The sequence below is a fragment of the Paenibacillus sp. ClWae2A genome (assembly GCF_032452295.1).
In the GTDB taxonomy this organism is placed as follows: domain Bacteria; phylum Bacillota; class Bacilli; order Paenibacillales; family Paenibacillaceae; genus Paenibacillus.
Map to the genome: position 1 here is coordinate 40,171 of NZ_JAULSQ010000020.1, position 21,952 is coordinate 62,122.

Sequence of the window (21,952 nt, forward strand, 5' to 3'; positions counted from 1 at the left end):
TTTTTACCGACAGGTTTCCGTGGCATTCCCCAGTTATCCTGCTCAAATGATGGCGAGACCAAACCATCTCCGGTTCAAAATCAGACATTCCGATTGTCGGAATCAAGTAGGAGAATGAATGAAACCACAATAAGGCCGGGGGTTTCGCACCACCGCGCCAAGCTCGTTTCTTTTGTCGTAAACTTTTTGGACCCTGCCCACCTATTCTGACAAACTACGTCTTCTAATCTATCTATAATCATAACCATCGAGAACGAAACACGAAAATTCAAATTAATCGAATGGGGTGCCTTGAGGATGATGGAAAAGTGGAATGTCATTCAATTTCCGGGAATGAAAGCAGGTAAAGGAGGTACGGAAGCTCGGGAGGAGCTGTCTGTACGTCTGAAACAATGGCTTGGCTCCCGCAAGGCTGTCCAGATGGTAGCTTCCCGCAAATGGGTACTGCTGCTTACGTTTATGGGATTTCTGCTCGGAAAGGCGATGATCCTGAATGAGTTATCTCCCTTTGCCATTGCTTACTTCGCTGTAATTGCTTTCATGCGCAGGGATTACATCATTCCGGTAGGTGCCGCTCTACTCGCAGGTAGTCTCTTTGCACCGTTTCCAGTACCACTCATTGTTGCATCGGAGATCGCCATCTTTTATCTGCTCTTCCGTGGGCTGGAGTCATATGATCGTGCTGAATTATCTTATGCACCAACGATGGTGTTTACGACTACATTTATGGTCAAATTATTCGCGGTCGTGATCGGGCCATCCTTCAGCTGGTACGCGATGCTGATGCTCACCATGGATTCCGTACTAAGCTTTGTGCTCACCCTAGTTTTTATACAAGCCATACCGATTTTCACTTACCGCAAAAAAAAGTTCAGCCTAAAGAACGAGGAGATCCTCTGCCTGATTATATTGCTCGCTTCCGTTATGACGGGAGCCGTAGGGTGGACCATTCAATCCTTATCCGTCGAGCATATGCTCTCCCGTTATCTCATATTAATCTTTGCGCTGGTGGGCGGAGCCCCCCTCGGAGCCTCAGTTGGGGTCATTACCGGCTTGATTCTGAGTCTGGCTGACATGTCAGCGGTGTATCAGATGAGCCTGCTTGCTTTTGCCGGGATGCTGGCGGGTATGCTTCGAGAGGGCAAACGTGCGGCGGTTGCACTGGGTATGCTGCTGGGTTCGTCCATTCTATCCATATATCTGGGCGGACCGGGCGATGTAATGAACTCATTATGGGAGACGTGTGCAGCCATCGTATTATTCATGTTAACACCTAAAAGCCTGATGACGGCGATATCCAAATATGTACCGGGTACGCAGGATCATACGAAATCCCAGCATGAGTATGCCAAACGGATACGGGATATCACGGCAGAACGGGTAACCCGGTTCTCGCAGGTATTCCGTCAATTGTCACGCAGCTTTGATCAGATGTCCGGTGCGGGGGAGCCGGTACAGAAAGAAGGTGGAATGGACCATTTCATGAATGCGGTTGCCGAGGGCACATGTGCAAGCTGCTTCAAGCGTACACAATGCTGGGATGCGAAGTTTATTCAAACCTACAAATATATGACGGACGTGATGAGTACGATTGAAGGAAACCCGGAGATCTCAGGCAAGCAGATTCCAGTGGACTGGAACAGGGTATGTGCGAAACCGGAAGAGGTCCTTGAAGTTATGCGTGCCCAGTATGGGTTGCATCAACATAACATGCAATGGAAGCGCCAAATTATCGATAGTCGGCAGCTGGTTGCAGAGCAATTGTCTGGTGTATCCCAGGTCATGGAGGACCTGGCCAAAGAAATTCAGCGGGAAAGTGAGGAGATGGTGCAGCAGGAGGAACAGATTCGGGATGCACTGGAGTCACTGGGTCTATCCATTCACTCCATTGAGATCATCAATCTGGAAGCGGGCAATGTAGAGATTGAGATTGTTCATGCATATACACGTGGATTCGATGAGTGCCGGAAAATGATAGCTCCGCTGATCTCGGATGTATTGGACGAGCATATCGCCGTCTTGCATGAGACCATGACGGACTCTCGTCAGGGACTGGCGACCGTTACGTTTGGTTCGGCCAAAACCTTCGAGGTAACCACGGGTGTTGCTGCCGCCGCAAAAGGGGGAGATGTGATGTCAGGCGACAGCTTCAGTACAGTTGAGTTAGGCAACGGTACATTCGCGGTGGCGCTCAGTGATGGAATGGGCAATGGAGAACGGGCACGCATGGAGAGCAGTGCGGCGCTGAACATACTGGAACAGTTGCTACAGTCCGGCATGGACGAGAAACTGGCGATCAAATCCGTGAACTCCGTTCTGATGCTGCGCTCCCCTGAAGAGATGTATGCCACAGTAGATATGGCGCTGATTGATGAATATACGGCAGAGACCACGTTTATGAAAATCGGATCGACGCCAAGTTTTATCAAACGTGGACAGGAGGTTATTCAAGTTTCAGCCAGCAATTTGCCGATCGGTATTATTAAGGATATTGAAGTGGATCTGGTGACGGTACAGCTACAACCAGGGGATATCCTCATTATGATGACGGATGGCATCTATGATGCACCGGGGTATGCGGTGAACAAAGAGTTATGGATGAAACGGCTCATTCAAGAGATTGATACGGATGATCCGCAAGATTTGGCCGATTGCCTGCTTGAAAGTGTCATAAGATATCAGCAGCATGAGATATTGGATGATATGACCGTCGTTGTTGGAAAAGTAGAGCATTTCCGCCCTGAATGGGCCACACTGCGTGTGCCTGGCATCAACCGGATGGAGCGTCCACGGACCGTCAGCTAATTGCATATTCTTCTGTTTGAAGTCTCTTCATTCTGGCAATGCTAGTCATAGAGTTGGAGAGTAACGAATAACGGAGGGATATCGGATGAAGCAAATCTTATTGATCACCGACGGTTGTTCCAATGTAGGACCAAGTCCGGTGCTGGCAGCGGCCGAAGCACAGGAAGAGGGGATTACGGTTAATGTGGTTGGCGTGATTGATTATGGAACCATTGGTGAGCTGGGTAGCCGGGAGATTGAGGATATTGCCAGAGCCGGAGGTGGAATCAGCCAAATTGTAGGTACACGTCAGCTTGCCCATACGATGCAGATGATGACAAGGAAAACGGTGGTTCAGACCATTCAGCAGGCGGTTAATAGAGAGTTAACACAAATTTTGGGAGAGAAGGAGCCCAAAACGGTAACCGATCTGGAGCCTGCACAACGCGCCCGGGTCGTGGAAGTGATGGATGATATGGCTGAAACTACTGCCTTACAGGTTATATTGCTAATAGACGTCAGTGCCAGCATGAAGCCCAAACTGGCTGCGGTAGAAGAAGGCATTCGTGATTTAATGTTAAGTTTGCAGGCGCGTATAGGTCAGAGCAAGCTTTCCGTATTTCATTTTCCGGGACGACACAGTGGAGAAGATGCGGTAATGGATATTGACTGGACAACGGATCCAGGCCGTGTTCGGTCCCTGTTTGGAAGGTTGCAGATGAAGGGTGCAACGCCGACAGGTCCTGCAATTCAGAAGGTGATTGATTTTTACCGTTATGGTACACTGGAGGAACAGCAGGAAATAGAAGGGAACTATCGCATTGAAAGAGAAGGGATGCTCGGTGACAACGTTGTCTGACGCCTCTTTCCCGCCAGGAACAGTGGTTACAGGGAAATGGAATCGCAGTCGTTACACGATTCGGAAGCTACTGGGCAAAGGAGCCAATGGCATCGTTTTTCTTGTCCAACGGGGTGAAAATGGCAAACACTACGCGCTAAAAATGGGATTTGACCCGGTAGATCTGCAATCGGAAGTCAATGTGCTCAAATCTTTTCAACTACAGCGTAATCATGAAGCCCTTCGGCAGAGCGGCATTCCTTCCTATCTTAAAGATGTGGATGATTATGCCGTTCGTGGCCGGGATATTCCCTTTTATGTGATGCGTTACGTTCGAGGTGAGGCTCTTCATCATTTCATTCGGCGTCAGGGGACAGACTGGACACTTCTGGTTGGACTTAGACTCTTGCAGAAGCTGGCACAATTGCATCAGGCGGGATGGGTGTTTGGTGATCTCAAACCTCAGAATGTGCTGGTATCCGATTATGGGCAGGTGGAATTGATCGACTACGGCGGAGTTACGTCTATTGGTCGAAGCGTCAAACAATTCACCGAATGGTATGATCGGGGCTTCTGGAATGCAGGCAGCCGTACAGCAGATGGTACCTATGATGTATTTGCATTTGCATTATTGTTGATTCATGTACTAGAAGCAGACGCACTCAAGGCACTGGCAGCAGAAGGATTACCGCAACTGCGAAGTGTGAATCAGCTCGTAGCGCTGGTGGAGCGCAGTGAGCGACTGGGTCCTTTTCGGAATTGGACAATCCAGGCTTTACGAGGTCAGTTTCGTGATGCAGGTCATGCGGCACAAGGGTGGAAGGAAATGATGGCACGCCCCACGCCTCTTCGCCGTCGTTCCAAAAGTACAACACCGCGCTGGCTTAAGAATGCATTTGCTGTATCTGTGATATTACTTATTGGAGTGCTCATCTATGCACTACGTTTCTGACTGTGAGAGTGCATATACATAACGCAAGGAATGAGGAACAGGTATGGAGGCTTTACGCTGGAACATGCTGGTGAATAACGTGCTGGATGCAGCGGAAGAGCATCAGTTATGGGTTCCCGGGGATCGGATTGTCGTCGCAGTATCGGGCGGACCGGACTCGGTAGCTTTTTTGCATATCATGCACGAGATCAGCAAGCGGCATGTGCCACTTGAATTGATCTGTGCCCATGTGCATCATGGTTTCCGGACCGAATCTGATGATGAAGCGGAGAAAATGATGGAACTGGCACAGCAGCTTGGTATTACATTTGAATGGACCAAGGCCGATGTACCTTTATATATGGAGATGACGGGTCAAGGACCACAGGAAGCGGCACGCAACAAGCGATATGCCTTTCTGCATGAAGTAGCAACCAAATATAATGCGGCAAGCATCGCTTTGGCACATCATGCGGATGATCAGGCGGAGACGGTCATGCTTCATTTGCTTCGTGGAACCGGCTTGTCGGGACTCTCTGGAATGAAGTTTAAAAGGCGAGAAAAAAATGTGGAACTTATTCGTCCATGCCTTCGTATAAACAAGACAGACCTTGTAGAAGCTTGTAATACCCAGGGTTTTATGTATTTCAATGATGAGAGCAACGCCCTGCGTAAATATCGGCGTAATGCCATTCGCTTGGATGTGCTTCCTTTTTTGGGGCAGTATAATGGACAACTCACGCCGTCATTGAATCGGCTTGCCGAAATTGTGGGTGATGAAGACGATTTCATGGAGCAGAGTGCATATGACACATACAGGTGTCTAGTGCAGGTGAACGGCGGAAGGCAAACCTTTGAGGTGCCTTCCTTCTTGAAGTTACATGTCGCTTTACAACGAAGGTTGATTAAACTAATATTGAATTATCTGCCTTTGGACAGTGATTTTGTCGACTTTACCCGTATAGAAACCATTCGGCACAAGGTCATGGAGACCCATGTGACGACCTGGAGCCTGGATATAGGACAGACACTCGCCTGCACTCGGGAGTATAATCTGATTTCTTTTGGCATACGGACGGACGTACAGGATCAATCTTACGAGTATCGTCTTGCGCAATGGAGTGGAACTTATGAGCTTTCACTCACCCCAATTAACCGGTATATTCGGTTGATGACGGTGAGTCCCGAGGACTATCATGTACCGGAATCGGCGGATCAAGCCGCGTTTGATGCGGATCAACTGCTTATGCCGCTGGTTGTGCGTTCACGGTTACCTGGAGATACCATGAAAGTAATGGGATTAAACGGAAGCAAAAAGGTGAAAAATATTTTCATCGATGAGAAAATCCCCCCATCTGTCCGTCCACGTATTCCTGTGGTATGTGATGGAGCAGGTCATATCATCTGGTTACCGGGTGTTCGACGGTCCAATATGGCCCCTGTCAGGGAGGGCACTTCCACAATCCTGTACATGACTGTAGGCGATTCAGCGATTCAGGGGTAGTGGTTATGGTTCAGGTAAGGCTTTCATAGTATAACTTAGGAGGTTCGCACAGTTGCAGAACGACATTCAGGAAGTATTGATCAGTGAAGAAGAAATTCAGAGTAAAATCAAGGAATTAGGCGCAACACTAAGTGCCGAATATGCAAACCGCAATCCTTTGGTCATTTGTGTGCTCAAGGGTGCGTTTATATTTATGGCTGATTTGGTTAAAAACATAACGGTACCTGTTGAAATGGATTTTATGGCGGTATCCAGTTACGGCGCTTCCACCAAGTCATCAGGTGTTGTCAAAATCATTAAGGATCTGGATGTATCCGTTGAAGGACGGGAAGTTCTGATTGTCGAAGATATTATCGACAGCGGACTTACACTCAGCTATCTGATTGAACTGTTAGAAAACCGCGGTGCTGAATCGGTGCGTGTGGTTACGCTGTTCGACAAGCCTTCAGGCCGTAAAGTTGAGTTGGAAGCTCATTACACAGGCTTTGACATTCCTGACGCGTTCATCGTTGGTTACGGTTTGGATTTTGCGGAGAAGTACCGGAACCTGCCCTATATCGGGATTTTGAAGCCGGAAGTCTATAGTAGCTAATATCCTGCCCGACCCAAGCCTTGAGCTGTTCTTGGCTTCTGTTGAGAAGCCATGTCGGGCTATGTTAAAATAATTAAAGTGTCTCGAGAGGAGGTAGGGGATGAATCGGTTCATCCGGAATTCTGGTTTTTATTTGATTCTTTTTTTAGTTGTGGTGGGGATAGTCCAGTTCGTCAGCAATGGCGGCGAAGCCACCGATAATCCTAGATATGATCAGTTGCGTGCAGCGATCAAAGCCAACAATGTCTCTGAATTGACGGTTCAATTCAACGGTCAGACGTATCTCGTGACCGGTCAATACAAGAAGGCACCTGATGGCGCCAAATCAGAAAATTTCTCAACGTATATTCCTCCTACGGATGAGGCAATTAGTGAGCTTGTAGCTGCAAGTGAAACTAACAATTTCCAATATCATCAGGAGCCAATGAAAGGTGACAGCATCTGGTTGACGTTGCTGACTTCCTTTATTCCTTTGATCATTATGTTCCTGCTGTTCTTCTTCCTGTTTAATCAGGCTCAAGGCGGCGGCGGTAAAGTAATGAACTTTGGTAAAAGCCGTGCTCGTCTCTACAACGAAGAGAAGAAGCGGGTTACATTTGAAGATGTTGCGGGTGCTGACGAAGAGAAACAGGAACTTGTTGAAGTTGTAGACTTCCTCAAGGACCCTCGTAAATTCGCAGCAGTAGGTGCACGGATTCCTAAGGGCGTATTGCTCGTAGGTCCTCCAGGTACCGGTAAAACATTGCTCGCTCGTGCCGTAGCCGGTGAAGCGGGTGTACCATTCTTTACTATTTCAGGTTCCGACTTCGTGGAAATGTTTGTCGGTGTCGGTGCATCACGTGTACGTGATTTGTTTGAAAATGCGAAGAAAAATGCCCCATGTATCATCTTTATCGATGAGATTGATGCTGTAGGACGTCAGCGTGGTGCTGGTCTCGGTGGTGGTCACGATGAACGTGAACAGACACTCAACCAGTTGCTCGTTGAGATGGACGGATTCGGAGTTAACGAAGGTATTATCATCATTGCCGCAACGAACCGTGCAGATATTTTGGACCCTGCCTTGCTGCGTCCAGGCCGTTTTGACCGTCAAATTACGGTTGACCGCCCTGACGTAAGAGGTCGTGAAGCTGTTTTGAAAGTACATTCCCGTAATAAACCACTGACCAAAGATGTGAAGATGGATATCATCGCGAAGCGTACAACAGGTTTCTCTGGTGCGGATTTGGAAAATCTCTTGAACGAAGCGGCATTGCTTGCAGCGCGCCGTAACCGTAAAGATATTTCCATGAAGGAAGTTGACGAAGCGATTGACCGTGTAATCGTTGGTACGGAGAAGAAAAGCCGTGTCATCAGTGATCGTGAGAAACGAATCGTTGCTTATCACGAAGCAGGTCATACCATTGTAGGATACTTCCTCGAACATGCTGATATGGTACATAAAGTGACCATTATTCCGCGCGGACGTGCGGGTGGATATGTAATCATGTTGCCAAAAGAAGACCGTATGCTGGTTACCAAGCAGGAATTGCTGGATAAAGTAACCGGACTTCTCGGGGGTCGTGTAGCTGAAGAATTGTTCATCGGAGAAATTGGTACTGGTGCATACAGTGACTTCCAGCAAGCGACAGGTATTGTTCGCAGCATGGTTATGGAATACGGTATGAGTGAGAAATTGGGACCTATGCAATTCGGAAGTTCACAAGGACAGGTATTCCTTGGTCGGGATATCGGTCATGAACAGAATTACTCGGATTCCATTGCCTACGAGATCGATCAGGAAATGCAACGCTTTATCAATGATTGTTACGAGAAATGTAAGGACTTGCTCGTTAAACATTCCAAAGAGATGCATCTGATCGCTCAAACTTTGCTTGAGGTAGAGACTTTGGAAATGGATCAGATCAAGCAATTGATCGAAACAGGTTCTTTGACTCCAAAAGCAGAGAATGACAATGATGGTGAAGGCACACCAACTGAAAGCGGAGAGCCAATCATCGACAACATCGGTGATGTGCGTGTCCGTATTCAAGGTAAAGATGAAACGCCTGAGCCACCAGCCGGAGATATTCCAAACGAAGCTCCGAATCTGGAAAAGGGTAATAACAATAACCCGGATGATGGCGGAACAAAGCCAACGTCTTAATGCATAATACATCTGACTATGACAGCAGGTGAAATCAAGAGAGCCCTCGGGCTCTCTTTTTTTTGTCCATTATTTTAAAAGAGGATAGATAAAGATAAACGGGAGTTAGATGGCGAACCAGTTAGCAAACAGGTGGTTACAGCGCTGTACCGAGCCTTTTTCATTTATTGACAGAGTCGTGAACGTTGTGTAAATTAGTTGTTAAACCGCTTGTGATTCGTTTCTCAAGCGAAGATAACGACTTAGGTTAGCCCTACGAAACAGCGCATGACGCTGTCCCGATAAAGGAGAGGATCACAGGTGGAAGCTCTGGCTTTAGAGCGCAAGGCTGAGATGAACCGTGAGCTGCGTGAGCGGCTTATGGAGTTGAAGAAGGAACGTAATGCCATTATTCTTGCCCATTATTATCAACGTGACGAAGTACAGGAGGTTGCCGACTTCCGTGGAGATTCGTTTCTGTTAGCCCAGAAGGCAGCACAAACAGATGCGGATGTGATCGTTTTCTGTGGTGTTCATTTTATGGGTGAAAGCGCTAAAATTCTTGCGCCAAATAAAACAGTTATTATCCCGGACGAACGTGCGGGCTGCCCAATGGCAGATATGGTGAATGTGGATGGACTACGCAAATTGAAAGCACAACACCCTAATGCCAAGGTAGTTACTTATATCAATTCCTCGGCTGAGATCAAAGCAGAGACTGACATCTGTTGTACATCGGCGAATGCAGTCCGGGTTATTCAATCGGTGGATTCCGACGAAATTATCTGGGTACCGGATAAAAACCTGGGACATTATGTGCAGCAGCATACAGACAAGAAAATGATTATCTGGGAAGGTTACTGCAACACTCACGATATGCTTACAGTCAAAGATGTGGTGGAGATGAGAGCCAAACATCCGAATGCAGAGTTTGTTGTCCATCCAGAGTGTCGCCCTGAGGTTGTAGAAATGGGTGATTTTGTAGGCAGCACAACAGCTATTCTGGAGTATTGCAAAAATTCATCAGCGAAGGAATTTATCGTAGGTACCGAAGATGGTACAGGATATCAGCTCCGTCTGGATAGTCCGGATAAACAGTTCCATTTTGCTACCAAGTTCCTCGTATGTCCCAACATGAAGGTGAACAACTTGAAGAAACTGGTGAAATGCCTGGAAACGATGAAGCCGCAAATCTACGTGCCACCGGCCGTTGCCGACAAAGCCAGAGAATCACTAGAGCGCATGTTGTTGGTAAAGTAGGATGCGCTACTCTTGCTCCAAGACAGGTGAATAACATGATACCGCAATATTTAGTTGATTTTGATCTGTCTGCGCTACCCATGGTAGAGACGGATGTACTGGTTATAGGCTCAGGGATTGCTGGTTTGTTTACTGCCATTAAGGCAAGTGAACAACAACGTGTATTAATGATCACGAAGAAGTCATTACTTGAAAGTAACACCAGATATGCGCAGGGAGGCATCGCTGCGGTTATTGCTGAGGATGATTCACCTGCTTACCACTTGCAGGATACACTTGTAGCAGGAGCGGGCTTATGCCGCTCCGAAGCGGTAGAGGTATTGGTGAATGAGGGTCCGGACGGAGTGAAGGAACTGATTCGTTTGGGTACTTTATTTGATCTGGAGAACGGCGAGTTGGCGTTGACGCAGGAAGGTGCGCATAGCCACCGCCGTATTTTGCATGCCAACGGAGATGCAACAGGATATGAGATTGTACGTGCGCTTGCTGTTGAAGTGAATGAACATCCCGGGATTGAAGTATGGGATGAGCATTTTGTTGTTGACCTGATTACAGATCGAGATCGAGGGGAATGCATTGGCGCTCTGGTTCAGAAGGATGACGGATCGCAAGTGTTCGTGAAGGCACAGGCCACCGTTCTTTGCTCTGGTGGGGCAGGACAACTGTACCGATACACGACGAATCCGGATGTAGCTACTGCCGATGGTGTAGCCATGGCCTATCGGGCTGGGGCTATTGTTCGTGACATGGAATTTATCCAATTCCATCCTACCTCTCTTTGTTACCCAGGGGCACCGCGATTCCTTGTGTCAGAAGCCGTACGCGGTGAAGGCGCATATTTGCGCAATGTGAAGGGCGAACGCTTCATGGATCGATATCATGCCCAGCTTGAACTGGCCCCACGCGATATCGTGGCACGAGCGATTGTTAGTGAGATGGAGTCCACCAACAGTACCTTTGTGTATTTGGATATTACGCATGAACAGCCAGAGATGATCAAGCATCGGTTCCCTACCATATATGAGACTTGTATGCGTTATGGATTGGACATGACAACGGACTGGATTCCCGTTGCACCTGCTGCCCATTACATGATGGGTGGAGTGAAAACGGATTTAAGTGGAGAGAGTAGCATCTCCCGGTTATTCGCTTGTGGTGAGGTGTCTTCTACAGGAGTGCACGGAGCTAACCGCCTGGCAAGTAATTCTTTATCAGAAGCGATTGTATTTGGACGGAGAATTGTTGATCGTATTCAATCTCTTCCTCCGCTTGGTTTATTACAAGGGGCTGCGCCTTCATCTGTGGACATGAATAACAAGATTAACAAGATCATGAACGAGCAAAAGCCGGTATCCGAAAGACGCTTACGGTTACAGAAAATGATGGTTCGTCAGGTAGGCTTGCGCCGGAATGGGGAGGACCTGCAGAAGGCCATGGACAAGCTGCAACAGGAATTGCAATTTTTTGATCAGACACTCACTCATAAGGAAGAGTTGGAGTATGCCAACCTTCTGACCTGTGCCTGGTTAGTTACCAGCGGAGCATTACACCGCGAGGAGAGTCGGGGGGCTCACTATCGTGAGGATTTCCCGGCACGTGATGATATCGTGTGGCAGAAGCATAGTCTGCAGCAGCGAGAACAAGCGATTGTGGAGGAATTGATGTCATGATACTGAACGGATATAATGAAGGGCTTATCGAATCAATCAAAAACTGGCTTCGTGAAGATGTTGGTGCAGGTGACGTTACAACAAGTGTGACGATCCCGGCAGGCAACCAATCCAAGGCTATTATACACGCCAAAGACAATGGTATTATTGCAGGTATGACCGTAGCTGAACTTGTATTTCAGGTCGTTGATCCTGATCTTGTATTTACACCGAAGGTAACAGACGGAGACAAGGTTACCCATGGCACGATTTTGGCCGAGGTAGAGGGAAGTACACATTCACTGCTTACAGGGGAACGACTGGCACTTAACTTGCTGCAACGTATGTCCGGAATAGCTACGCGTACGCGTGCCTACGTGGATGTGCTGGATGGTCTTGAGACCAGGCTTGTGGATACACGTAAGACAACGCCGGGCCATCGATTACTTGAGAAATATGCAGTGCGCGTGGGTGGCGGAGCGAATCATCGATTTGGACTGTACGATGCCGTTATGATTAAGGATAACCACATCAAGGGTGCAGGCGGAATCACCGAGGCGGTACAGCGTGCGCGAACCGTTATCCCACATACGATGACGATTGAAGTGGAGACTGAAAATCTGGAGCAGGTGAGAGAAGCCTTGCAAGCCGGGGCAGATATCATTATGCTGGATAACATGCATCCAGAGCGGATGCGTGAAGCGGTTGAACTTATTCGTGAACAGGCTCCTCATGTGAAGGTTGAGGCATCCGGTAACGTGTCTCTTCAGACCATTCGTGGTATTGCAGAGAGTGGTGTGGATGTAATTTCGGTTGGCAGGTTAACCTATTCCTTTGAGAGCCTGGATATTAGTCTAGATTTAAATGAAAAGAAAGAGGGGTGAACCTCTTTGATTCTAGTTGTAGACGTGGGGAACAGCAATATGGTGCTCGGCGTATATCAAGGCCGGGAATTGCTGCACCACTTTCGTCTGAGTACATCACGTCAGTCAACAGTGGATGAATACGGCGTATTGATTTATAATTTATTTCATATGTCCGGCATCAGGGCAAGTGACATCGAAGGTGTCATCATCTCATCTGTGGTTCCGCCACTGGTGAATGTAATCGAAGCGATGTGTGAGAAGTATGTAGGCAAAAAAGCTTTGCTCGTTGGGCCTGGTATCAAAACTGGCTTGAATCTGCGATACGAGAACCCTCGTGAAGTGGGTGCAGATCGTATTGTTAATGCAGTGGCAGCCGTTGAGAAGTATGGCGGCCCTCTCGTCGTGGTCGATTTCGGTACTGCAACGACCTTTGACTGTATTGACGAGAAAGGTCACTACCTGGGGGGAGCTATTGTACCTGGCATTCAGATCGCCACTGAAGCGCTCTATGAGCGGGCATCCAAGTTGCCTCGTATAGAGCTGGAGAAACCTAAAAAGGTCATTGGCCGTAATACTATTCATGCCATGCAAGCGGGTATTATATTTGGCTATGCAGGGCAGGTAGATGGTATTGTAGAACGTATTCGCGAGGAGATGGGAGCGAAGCCCCGAGTTATCGCGACGGGTGGTCTCGCTACACTTATCGCAGAAGAAACCCGTAGTATAGAGGAAGTTGATCCGCTGCTTACGCTTGAAGGGCTGCGTATTATATATGAGCGGAACCGGGAAAGGTGAGCATAGTGACGGCATACAGCGGGCTGAGATTACAGCTTAAGTGTTGTGCCGTTTTTTCTGTGTTACGACTATTATGGCGATACGCCAAAGGAGGCTGAATGACTTGGAAAACAACAACAAGCATGACCGGTTAATTCGTGGTACAGCAATGAATGGAAAGGTAAGAGCCTTTGCTATCCAGACTACGGAACTGGTTGACGAACTACGCAGAAGACACGATACGTTTCCCACGGCTACAGCTGCCATGGGGCGTACGGTTACAACAGCAGCCATTATGGGTGCAATGCTCAAAGGTGAAGAGAAGTTAACGGTACAAGTCAACGGTGATGGGCCCATTGGACAGATTGTAGCTGATGCCAATGCGAAAGGCGAAGTACGAGGATATGTTTCTAATCCGCATGTACATTTGCCAAGCAATAGTGTGGGTAAACTGGACGTTGCAGGTGCGGTTGGAACGGAAGGTTTCATCAACATAACGAAGGATTTGGGACTGAAAGAACCATATCGTGGCAGTGTGCCTATTATTTCAGGAGAACTGGGCGAAGACTTCACGTACTACTTTGCGCAATCGGAGCAAACACCTTCTGCTGTAGGCGTTGGTGTGCTCGTTGATACGGATAATTCCGTTATTGTCTCAGGTGGATTCATTATGCAACTGTTGCCGGGATTGACAGATCCAGAGATCACGGCGATCGAAAACGCCATTAGTACGTTGCCGCCAGTGACGACGTTGCTGGAGCAGGGACTTGAATTGGAAGAATTGCTTCGCCGATTGTTGCCAGATGTACAAGTGATGGAAGGATTGGATATTCATTTTAGCTGTGAGTGTTCACGTGAGCGAGTAGAGAAGACACTAATCAGCCTGGGCCAAACGGAGATGGAGCAATTAATTGAAGAAGAGGGCCAGGCTGAAGTGGTCTGCCAATTCTGTAATGAAGCCTATGACTTTAACAAAGAACAACTTGAGACCATCCTAGAGCAAGCCAAGAACTGATCTATGCGGGGACGGGATGCGGAATGACAAGACAGGAAAAAGGGTTGTGGACGGCTGTAATTGTCTTGACGCTAGGCATGCTGGTCATGGGTAGTGTGATGGCTATGCATGGTCTCAGACAGGGCAAAGACGAGGCAGATGCGTCTCATGATGCCAATACGGAAGAAGGAAGCACCGTAGCGACGATCAACGGAGAAGTCATCACGGACAAAGAGTGGACCGATGCGCTGAAAAGACGTTACGGCAGTGAGTTATTACTCCAGATGTTAAACCGTAAAGCCGTATATGCCGAAGCAATTGAACGCAAGCTGATCGTCACTCCCCAAGAGATTGCAAGAGAACTTGCGACCGCGATGGATGGGTACGATTCAGAGAAATCATATTTTGACGAAATGAAGTCCCAGTTGGGTCTGTCGAAACAGGAGCTTGAGTTGGAAGCCGGCTACAGGCTGCTGCTTGAGAAAATCGCAACGATCGGCATACAGATCAAGGATGCAGATATTGAGCATTACTGGACTGAACACCGTGAGGATTACGTTTCCCCCGAGAAATATGACTTGTCCATCATCGTAGTGAAGGAAGAAGAGGAAGCCGATTCCTTACTGGATGCGTTGGAGAAGGGGGAAGACTTTGAAGAAGCTGCTCGCAAGCAATCGACGGACAGCTTCTCTCGTGATGCTGGTGGGAGGCTGGGATGGATTGAGCAGAATGATCCATTCCAGTCAGAAGAAATCCTTCAACTTGCTGCCGGGCTGGATGTAGGCGATATTGCCGGACCGGTTCGAGTGGAAGAAGGTTATGTTATTATCAGACTTAATGATAAAGAAGAACGCCAGGTACAGTCGGCCGAAGAGGTCCGTGAGGAGATTCGAATGCAACTGGCTCTGAGTCAGGCTGATCCGTTGCCGCAGGTAGAGCAAATGCTGCGTAACAAGTATGAAGCCGTAATCCTGTCCGAGATTCCTGCCTCCTGAATTCAATGGAGAAGATTGTATAGTACTGCTGCATCTTGATAAAAATACTCTGTCTGCGGTCTTAGGGCCAAAGGCAGAGTATTTTTTTTGAGTACTCATATTGACAATAAGGGTTAACGTTGATAAGATGAAAATAATAAATACCTACTCGTTTACTCGGATATAAAAGATTTATTTATTAACAAAGAAACTTTCGGAAACCTCCGCCCTGTCTAGAAATCTTAGCAGTAAGGGATAGGATCAACAGGATTTCCGCAGTTCTTCTATAACAGCTAGAGGCTACCGGCCGCACAGTATAGGTTAACAGGACTCAAGTTTTATTCATCCACTAAGGAGGGCATTCATATGGCTAAAGTAGTTAATAACGTAACAGAACTCATCGGAGGTACTCCGCTTGTTCGTCTGAACCGTATCGTACCTGAAGGCAGTGCTGAAGTATTCGTGAAGCTGGAGTACCAGAATCCAGGTTCAAGCGTGAAAGACCGTATCGCAATTAGCATTGTGGAAGAAGCGGAAAAAGAAGGCAAGCTAAAACCAGGTGATACCATTATTGAAGCAACAAGTGGTAACACGGGAATTGGACTCGCGATGGTGGCTGCAGCCAAAGGCTACAAGTCCGTTATTGTAATGCCTGAGACGATGAGCTTGGAGCGTCGTAACTTGCTTCGTGCGTATGGTGCCGAGCTTGTGCTTACACCTGGAGCTGAAGGTATGAATGGTGCTGTTAAAAAAGCCGAAGAACTGCTGAAAGAAAACCCTTCTTATTTCATGGCTGAGCAATTTAAAAATAAAGCCAACGTGAAGATCCACCGTGAAACGACTGGCCCTGAGATTGTTGAAGCAATTCAATCTGTAGGCGGTACGTTGGATGCTTTCGTTGCGGGAATCGGTACAGGTGGAACAATTACAGGTACAGGCGAAGTGCTGAAAGAAGCTTTCGCTGGTATTAAAATTGTTGCAGTTGAGCCAGCAGCTTCGCCAATTCTGGCGGGCGGCAAACCAGGACCACATAAGATCCAGGGGATTGGTGCCAACTTTATCCCTGAGATTCTGGATCAGGAAATCTATGATGAGATCATTCACATTGAGAATGATGATGCATTCGAGACGGCTCGTCAGGTAGCGAAGGAAGAGGGCATTCTGTCTGGGATTTCTTCCGGTGCGGCGATCCGTGCAGGTCTTCAGGTAGCGAAACAGTTGGGTGAAGGCAAGCGCGTTGTCGTAATCGTGCCAAGTAACGGCGAACGTTACCTCAGCACACCTCTTTACAACTTCGAAGGCTAAGTCTACAAATGACAAAACCAATCCTCCTTGCCCGTATAACGGGTATGGAGGATTTTTGGCGTAATGCTTTTAAAAGGGGCGACGCTTTAGTATACTATCAGACAATAGAACTAGCGACAGATGGAGGGCGGCACACCGCAATGACACACCTGATGACAACATACGCCGACTGGATGGAGTGGGCTGAACAAGGCTGGACCATGATGCCCTATATCACGAAGTCGGATGAGGGACCGTATCATGGCGGTTTACCGTTATCGTGGGAGGCAGCCTGGGAGCAGGCGTCACCATACGCAATTGTGCTGGAGAATGGAAAAGGCGGGAGATATACATTTCTGGGGTTAGACCCCGTATCCGTAATTTCAGGTAAAGGTCAAGAAGCGGTTATTCATGATGTGACGCAAGGAACCGCCTCGACGGACAGCGGCAAGCCGCTTGATGTATTGAAGAGATGGACTGCCCCGTATCGTGCACCCAAGGTTAATGGGGCTCCAGACTTTGGGGGCGGATACGCAGGTTATCTCAGCTACGATGTAGCAAGATCATTGGAGAAGCTCCCAGACTTGGCTGAGGATAACCCGGCTCTGCCGGATTATTGGTGGATGCGCTTTGAAGAAATATGGGCGTATGACCATGAGCAGCAGGCGCTTTTCTGCATGGTTCATCTGGCTATAGAGCCTAATCGGAACGAAACTGATATCCGTAGTCTATATGCAACGGCCGAAGCACGAGCGACAGCGATGCAGCAAAGATGGCTTCATATTATGGGGGCTGCACAGGCCGAGGAACAGCAACAGGCACTGGAACGCCGCAACAAGCAGGTGAATCGTACACCGCAGCCTGAAGATGCGGAAAGAGAATCGGAAGGATGGGAGACCTCCTTTCCCCAGGAGAACTTTGAACAAGCTGTGCGTACGGTGCAGGAATATATCAGGCAGGGCGATGTGTTCCAGGTGAATCTGTCCTTAAGACAGGAGAAGCGGCTTCATTCGAGCGCTGAGCATATTTATGAATGGCTGCGCCTTGTGAATCCATCACCGTATATGGGTATGCTGCGTAGTCCAGACTTCCAACTGGTAAGCGGATCTCCCGAACTTCTGGTCAAAGTGGAGAATGGCAAAGTCAGTGCACGTCCCATCGCAGGGACCCGAAGAAGGGGCCGCGATGAAGCAGAGGACAAAGCTATGGCGGATGAACTGCTCAGCAGTGAGAAGGAACGGGCGGAGCATATTATGCTCGTTGATCTGGAACGTAATGATATCGGACGGATTGCAGCCTACGGTTCGGTTCATGTGCCTGAATTGATGACCATCGAGAAGTATTCCCATGTCATGCATCTCGTTTCCCAGGTGGAAGGCAGGCTGGCAGAAGGGTTATCCGTATTTGAAGTGATCGCTGCGACATTCCCGGGTGGAACGATTACCGGGGCGCCGAAAGTCCGCACCATGGAGATTATCGAGGAACTTGAGCCTGTACGGCGTGGGCCTTATACGGGTTCCATCGGGTGGATGGATTACAGTGGGAATATGGAATTGAACATCGTCATTCGTACACTTGCCATTAAGGATGGTATTGGTTATGTACAGGCCGGTGCAGGAATTGTCATTGATTCCGATCCATATCAGGAATACAAGGAATGCCGCAACAAGGCAAGAGCCATGATGAGAGCTGTGAATTACAGTGAAGAGGCTGAAGCAAGCAGAGCTATTGAACAAGAACAAGCGGAGCGAACAGAAGCTGTTAAACTAAAATAAAACGAAGCAACCGTCACTTGCATTGACGGAAGATGAGGAGGAGCAGGCATATGATACTGGTTATCGATAATTACGATTCCTTCACGTACAACCTGGTTCAATATCTGGGTGAACTGGGTGAGACGGTGGAAGTTCGCCGCAACGACGAGATTGATCTGGCAGGCATAGAGGCACTTGCACCTGATCATATTCTGATCTCTCCGGGCCCGTGTACACCGAATGAAGCAGGTATTAGCTTGGCAGTCATTAATCATTTCAAGGGAAGCATTCCGATCTTTGGTGTTTGTCTGGGGCATCAGTCCATTGGACAAGCGTTTGGCGGCAATGTCATTCGTGCGGAGCGCATGATGCACGGCAAAACATCCGAGATGCACCACAATGGAACATCGGTATTTGCCGGATTGCCATCTCCATTCACAGCTACCCGTTACCACTCCCTGATTGTCGAGCGCAGCAGCTTGCCTGACTGCCTGGAGATTACAGCGGAGACAGCTGAAGGTGAGATTATGGGTCTGCGCCACAAAGAATATGCGATTGAAGGTGTTCAGTTCCACCCGGAATCCATTATTACAGACCACGGACATCAGATGCTTCGTAACTTTTTGTCCCAACAAGTGAAGGTATAACATGCAATATGCCGCGATAAATGGAGAGTTGGTCAATATGGCGGCGGCCGTGGTTCCTGTAACGGATCACGGCTTTTTGTACGGACTTGGACTGTTTGAGACGTTCCGGACGTATCGAGGTGTCCCATATCTTTTGGAACGGCATCTGGAGCGCATGGCCTCGGGGTGTAAGGAGCTTGGCATTCCTGTTACAACGACCGCGGCAGAGGTGACAGATTGGATTCAACGTTTGATGGATGCGAACGGACTTCGGGATGCGTATGTGCGATACACTGTATCAGCCGGTGAAGCACCGCTAGGCTTACCTTCTGGTGATTATTCAAAGCCAAATCATATTTTACTGGCAAAAGCATTACCTGAACCTTCTCCCTCTTTATATGAAAGCGGCAAAATGCTCCAACGGTTGTCTACACCTCGCAACACGCCCGAAGGAGCAGTTCGGTTCAAGTCACTACATTACATGAACAGCATTCTGGCGAAACGGGAGCTTAATGGATACGGGCAGCATTTGCAGGGTGCGGAAGGGTTACAATTAACCCGGGATGGTCATATAGCGGAAGGGATCGTCAGCAATGTGTTTTGGGTACGGAAAAATGTTCTCTACACGCCGGCACTCTCAACCGGCATTCTGCCGGGTATCACGAGAGCTGTGGCACTTGAGATCGCCACGCGACAAGGAATTCCCTGCATAGAAACGTTAGCTGCCTGGGAGGATCTCCTGCAAGCAGATGAAATATTTCTAACAGGCTCGGTGGCCGAACTGGTTCCGGTGACAACTCTACGGGATCAGGAGGGAGCCGAAACAATAATCAGCAACGGACATATAGGCCCGGTTACAGCAGTCCTTCTGGGTATGTACCGGCAGAAAGCGGGGTATACTTCATGACACTTACACCTGTCATCTATGAACGGAACTATGCATGGGGGCCAGCTGAATTGAAGCTGGGTACAAGAACACAGATTATGGGCATTCTTAACGTCACCCCTGACTCGTTCTCGGATGGTGGACGTTATACCAACGTGGAGCGGGCGGTTGCTCATGCCAAGAAGATGATGGAGGACGGGGCGGACCTGATTGATATCGGCGGGGAGTCCACCCGGCCAGGTTCAGATGTCGTGGGCGCCGATGAAGAGCTTAGCCGGATTATTCCGGTTATTGAGGCATTGCATCAGCAAGCCCCACACATTCCGATATCGGTAGACACGTATAAAGCCGATGTTGCGCGTCAGGCTATTCTGGCTGGTGCCCATATCATTAATGATGTGTGGGGAGCAAAGGTAGATCCAGATATGGCCCGCACGGCAGCAGAGCTGGGGTGTCCTATCATACTCATGCATAATCGGCAGGAGCGAAACTATACCGATTATCTGAGTGATGTCGTGAGTGATTTGCAGGAGAGTATACAGATTGCGCTGGGAGCCGGCGTGAAAGCAGATCAGATTATCCTGGACCCGGGCATTGGTTTTGTGAAGGATCTCGGAGAAAATCTGAAGCTCATGTCATCGCTCGGTTTGCTCAATGAAATGGGATATCCCGTTCTACTAGCCACCTCACGTAAAAGATTCATCCAGAACACCCTGGATGTTGGTGCGGATGATGCGCTGGAAGGAACGGCTGCGACCGTTGCATTTGGCATTGCCCAAGGCTGCCAGATGGTTCGGGTTCATGATGTGAAGCCGATTCGGCGGACGGCAGACATGTGTGATGCCATGTTGTATGCTTCTCCGGGTATACGGAGGAAATAATGCTGGCGGGTCCCTGGTGACCCGTCCAGTGGAAGCGCAGCGTTTTTCAAAGGCAAAACAAAGGGATAACTTCAAATAGAGAACTATTTCAATATATATAGAGGGCAGGCGGATCACATGGATAGAATGGTATTGCATCGTATGGAGTATTACGGATATCATGGCGTTTTTGCAGAAGAACGGAAGCTGGGAGCGCGTTATTATATTGATCTGGAGATTGATATGGACCTGGGTGAGGCTGGACGTAACGATGATCTGACCAAAACGATTAATTATGCGGAGATCCATGAGCTGGTAAAACAGATTGTTGAGAATAAATCATTCCAGTTAATTGAAGCTTTGGGCGAACATATTGCATCTTCTTTACTAGACACTTATACTATTATCAATGCATTGACAGTCAAGGTGACGAAGCCACATCCGCCATTCGATATTCATTTTGAGGGCGTAACGGTAGAGCTTCGCCGCACAAGAAAGTGAGAACCGATCATGATTGCACATTCGACCTCTGAATCTTCAGAGGCTTATATTGCTTTAGGGGCCAATTTGGGTGACCGGGAACAGACGCTGCTTGAAGCATTGTCTTTGCTGGATGAACACCCTCATATATCCGTTCTGCGCTGTTCTGCACTATATGAGACGGAGCCTGTAGGATATGTAGATCAGCCTGCGTTTCTGAATATGGCAGTCGCCGTACGGGTGATGCTGACACCAGAGCAGTTGCTCACGGAATTACTGGATATCGAGAACCGGCTTGGACGTGTTCGTGATATTCGCTGGGGACCGCGCACCGTTGATCTGGATCTGCTCTGGATGCAAGGTGAGACGCGAGATACCGAATTGCTTCAATTGCCTCATCCCCGTATGGGAGAACGGGCTTTTGTGCTGGTGCCACTGTCGGATATCGTACCGGAGGGCGAGATTTCAGGTTTGTATACCTTTGTACACTCATCGTTGTCTGTACTGGATGGAAAGGATGGAATACAGCTTTGGAAAACATGCAATTGGCCAATCGAATCCGGGCATTCCGGAAGCTGAAAGGTTTAACACAACATGAACTTGCTGCCGAGACCGGCATCTCGCTGGCCATTCTGGGAACCATTGAGCGGGGGAACCGTAAGGTAACACAGCAAGAGCTGGATCGAATTGCTGGTGTGCTGGCAATCAGTATCGAGGAGTTACAGGGCAAGTAGGACCGTTTCGTTTTCGTCAAACAACAAAGATATCGAA

At 48.4% G+C, this 21,952-nt stretch carries 20 protein-coding genes; all 20 read left to right on the plus strand.

All coding sequences use genetic code 11. The features are described from left to right. The first annotated feature begins 297 nt into the window (after positions 1–297). The 20 genes from spoIIE to QVE09_RS29920 all read left to right on the plus strand — a co-directional run bounded on the left by spoIIE (position 298) and on the right by QVE09_RS29920 (position 21,915). Positions 298–2,805 carry a stage II sporulation protein E gene (spoIIE, locus tag QVE09_RS29825; RefSeq protein WP_315939735.1) on the plus strand — a complete coding sequence of 836 codons (2,508 nt, stop codon included), beginning with the start codon at positions 298–300 and terminating at the stop codon, positions 2,803–2,805. Between the two features lie 85 nt (positions 2,806–2,890). Beyond that, entirely contained in the window at positions 2,891–3,643 is a 753-nt protein-coding gene (locus QVE09_RS29830) for a VWA domain-containing protein (RefSeq protein WP_315939736.1), read from the plus strand. Beyond that, positions 3,627–4,574 (plus strand): serine/threonine protein kinase, encoded by a 948-nt coding sequence (locus QVE09_RS29835; RefSeq protein WP_169483002.1) that lies wholly within the window; start codon positions 3,627–3,629, stop codon positions 4,572–4,574. The genes QVE09_RS29830 and QVE09_RS29835 overlap by 17 nt, the downstream gene beginning before the upstream one ends. Before the next feature lie 43 nt (positions 4,575–4,617). Next, on the plus strand, positions 4,618–6,057 hold the full coding sequence (gene tilS / locus QVE09_RS29840; protein WP_315939737.1) for a tRNA lysidine(34) synthetase TilS: 1,440 nt from the start codon (positions 4,618–4,620) through the stop codon (positions 6,055–6,057). A 52-nt stretch (positions 6,058–6,109) separates the two neighbouring features. After that, positions 6,110–6,649, plus strand: coding sequence for a hypoxanthine phosphoribosyltransferase (hpt, locus tag QVE09_RS29845; RefSeq protein WP_315939738.1), 540 nt, complete (start codon positions 6,110–6,112; stop codon positions 6,647–6,649). A gap of 100 nt (positions 6,650–6,749) precedes the next feature. Next, the gene (gene ftsH, locus QVE09_RS29850) at positions 6,750–8,795 is read left to right on the plus strand and encodes an ATP-dependent zinc metalloprotease FtsH (RefSeq protein WP_315939739.1); all 2,046 of its coding nucleotides are present in this window, start codon (positions 6,750–6,752) and stop codon (positions 8,793–8,795) included. A gap of 300 nt (positions 8,796–9,095) precedes the next feature. Further along, complete coding sequence (gene nadA / locus QVE09_RS29855; RefSeq protein WP_017691350.1) at positions 9,096–10,034, plus strand: quinolinate synthase NadA; 939 nt, start codon at positions 9,096–9,098, stop codon at positions 10,032–10,034. Between the two features lie 35 nt (positions 10,035–10,069). Then, entirely contained in the window at positions 10,070–11,704 is a 1,635-nt protein-coding gene (gene nadB / locus QVE09_RS29860; protein WP_315939740.1) for an L-aspartate oxidase, read from the plus strand. Next, complete coding sequence (gene nadC / locus QVE09_RS29865) at positions 11,701–12,567, plus strand: carboxylating nicotinate-nucleotide diphosphorylase (protein ID WP_253428914.1); 867 nt, start codon at positions 11,701–11,703, stop codon at positions 12,565–12,567. Before nadB ends, nadC begins: the two co-directional genes overlap by 4 nt. 6 nt (positions 12,568–12,573) lie before the next feature. Beyond that, positions 12,574–13,344, plus strand: a complete 771-nt coding sequence (locus QVE09_RS29870) for a type III pantothenate kinase (protein WP_026081372.1) — start codon at positions 12,574–12,576, stop codon at positions 13,342–13,344. 73 nt (positions 13,345–13,417) lie between these two features. Beyond that, positions 13,418–14,338 (plus strand): Hsp33 family molecular chaperone HslO, encoded by a 921-nt coding sequence (gene hslO / locus QVE09_RS29875; RefSeq protein WP_315939741.1) that lies wholly within the window; start codon positions 13,418–13,420, stop codon positions 14,336–14,338. Positions 14,339–14,361: 23 nt separating this feature from the next. Next, complete coding sequence (locus tag QVE09_RS29880; RefSeq protein WP_315939742.1) at positions 14,362–15,312, plus strand: peptidyl-prolyl cis-trans isomerase; 951 nt, start codon at positions 14,362–14,364, stop codon at positions 15,310–15,312. Between the two features lie 345 nt (positions 15,313–15,657). Further along, the gene (gene cysK, locus QVE09_RS29885; protein WP_036668448.1) at positions 15,658–16,596 is read left to right on the plus strand and encodes a cysteine synthase A; all 939 of its coding nucleotides are present in this window, start codon (positions 15,658–15,660) and stop codon (positions 16,594–16,596) included. A gap of 140 nt (positions 16,597–16,736) precedes the next feature. Next, a complete protein-coding gene (locus tag QVE09_RS29890) occupies positions 16,737–18,350 on the plus strand; it encodes an anthranilate synthase component I family protein (protein WP_315939743.1) in 1,614 nt (537 codons plus the stop codon). A gap of 50 nt (positions 18,351–18,400) precedes the next feature. Beyond that, positions 18,401–18,976: an aminodeoxychorismate/anthranilate synthase component II gene (gene pabA / locus QVE09_RS29895; protein WP_076320273.1), complete on the plus strand. Its 576-nt coding sequence runs from the start codon at positions 18,401–18,403 to the stop codon at positions 18,974–18,976. A gap of 1 nt (position 18,977) precedes the next feature. Further along, a complete protein-coding gene (locus QVE09_RS29900) occupies positions 18,978–19,862 on the plus strand; it encodes an aminotransferase class IV (RefSeq protein WP_315939744.1) in 885 nt (294 codons plus the stop codon). Next, positions 19,859–20,722 (plus strand): dihydropteroate synthase, encoded by an 864-nt coding sequence (folP, locus tag QVE09_RS29905; RefSeq protein WP_315939745.1) that lies wholly within the window; start codon positions 19,859–19,861, stop codon positions 20,720–20,722. Before QVE09_RS29900 ends, folP begins: the two co-directional genes overlap by 4 nt. A 117-nt stretch (positions 20,723–20,839) precedes the next feature. After that, complete coding sequence (gene folB, locus QVE09_RS29910) at positions 20,840–21,202, plus strand: dihydroneopterin aldolase (RefSeq protein WP_017691339.1); 363 nt, start codon at positions 20,840–20,842, stop codon at positions 21,200–21,202. A gap of 9 nt (positions 21,203–21,211) precedes the next feature. Continuing rightward, a complete protein-coding gene (gene folK / locus QVE09_RS29915; protein ID WP_315939746.1) occupies positions 21,212–21,760 on the plus strand; it encodes a 2-amino-4-hydroxy-6-hydroxymethyldihydropteridine diphosphokinase in 549 nt (182 codons plus the stop codon). Beyond that, entirely contained in the window at positions 21,721–21,915 is a 195-nt protein-coding gene (locus QVE09_RS29920; protein ID WP_254848000.1) for a helix-turn-helix domain-containing protein, read from the plus strand. The genes folK and QVE09_RS29920 overlap by 40 nt, the downstream gene beginning before the upstream one ends. Positions 21,916–21,952: the final 37 nt, after the last annotated feature.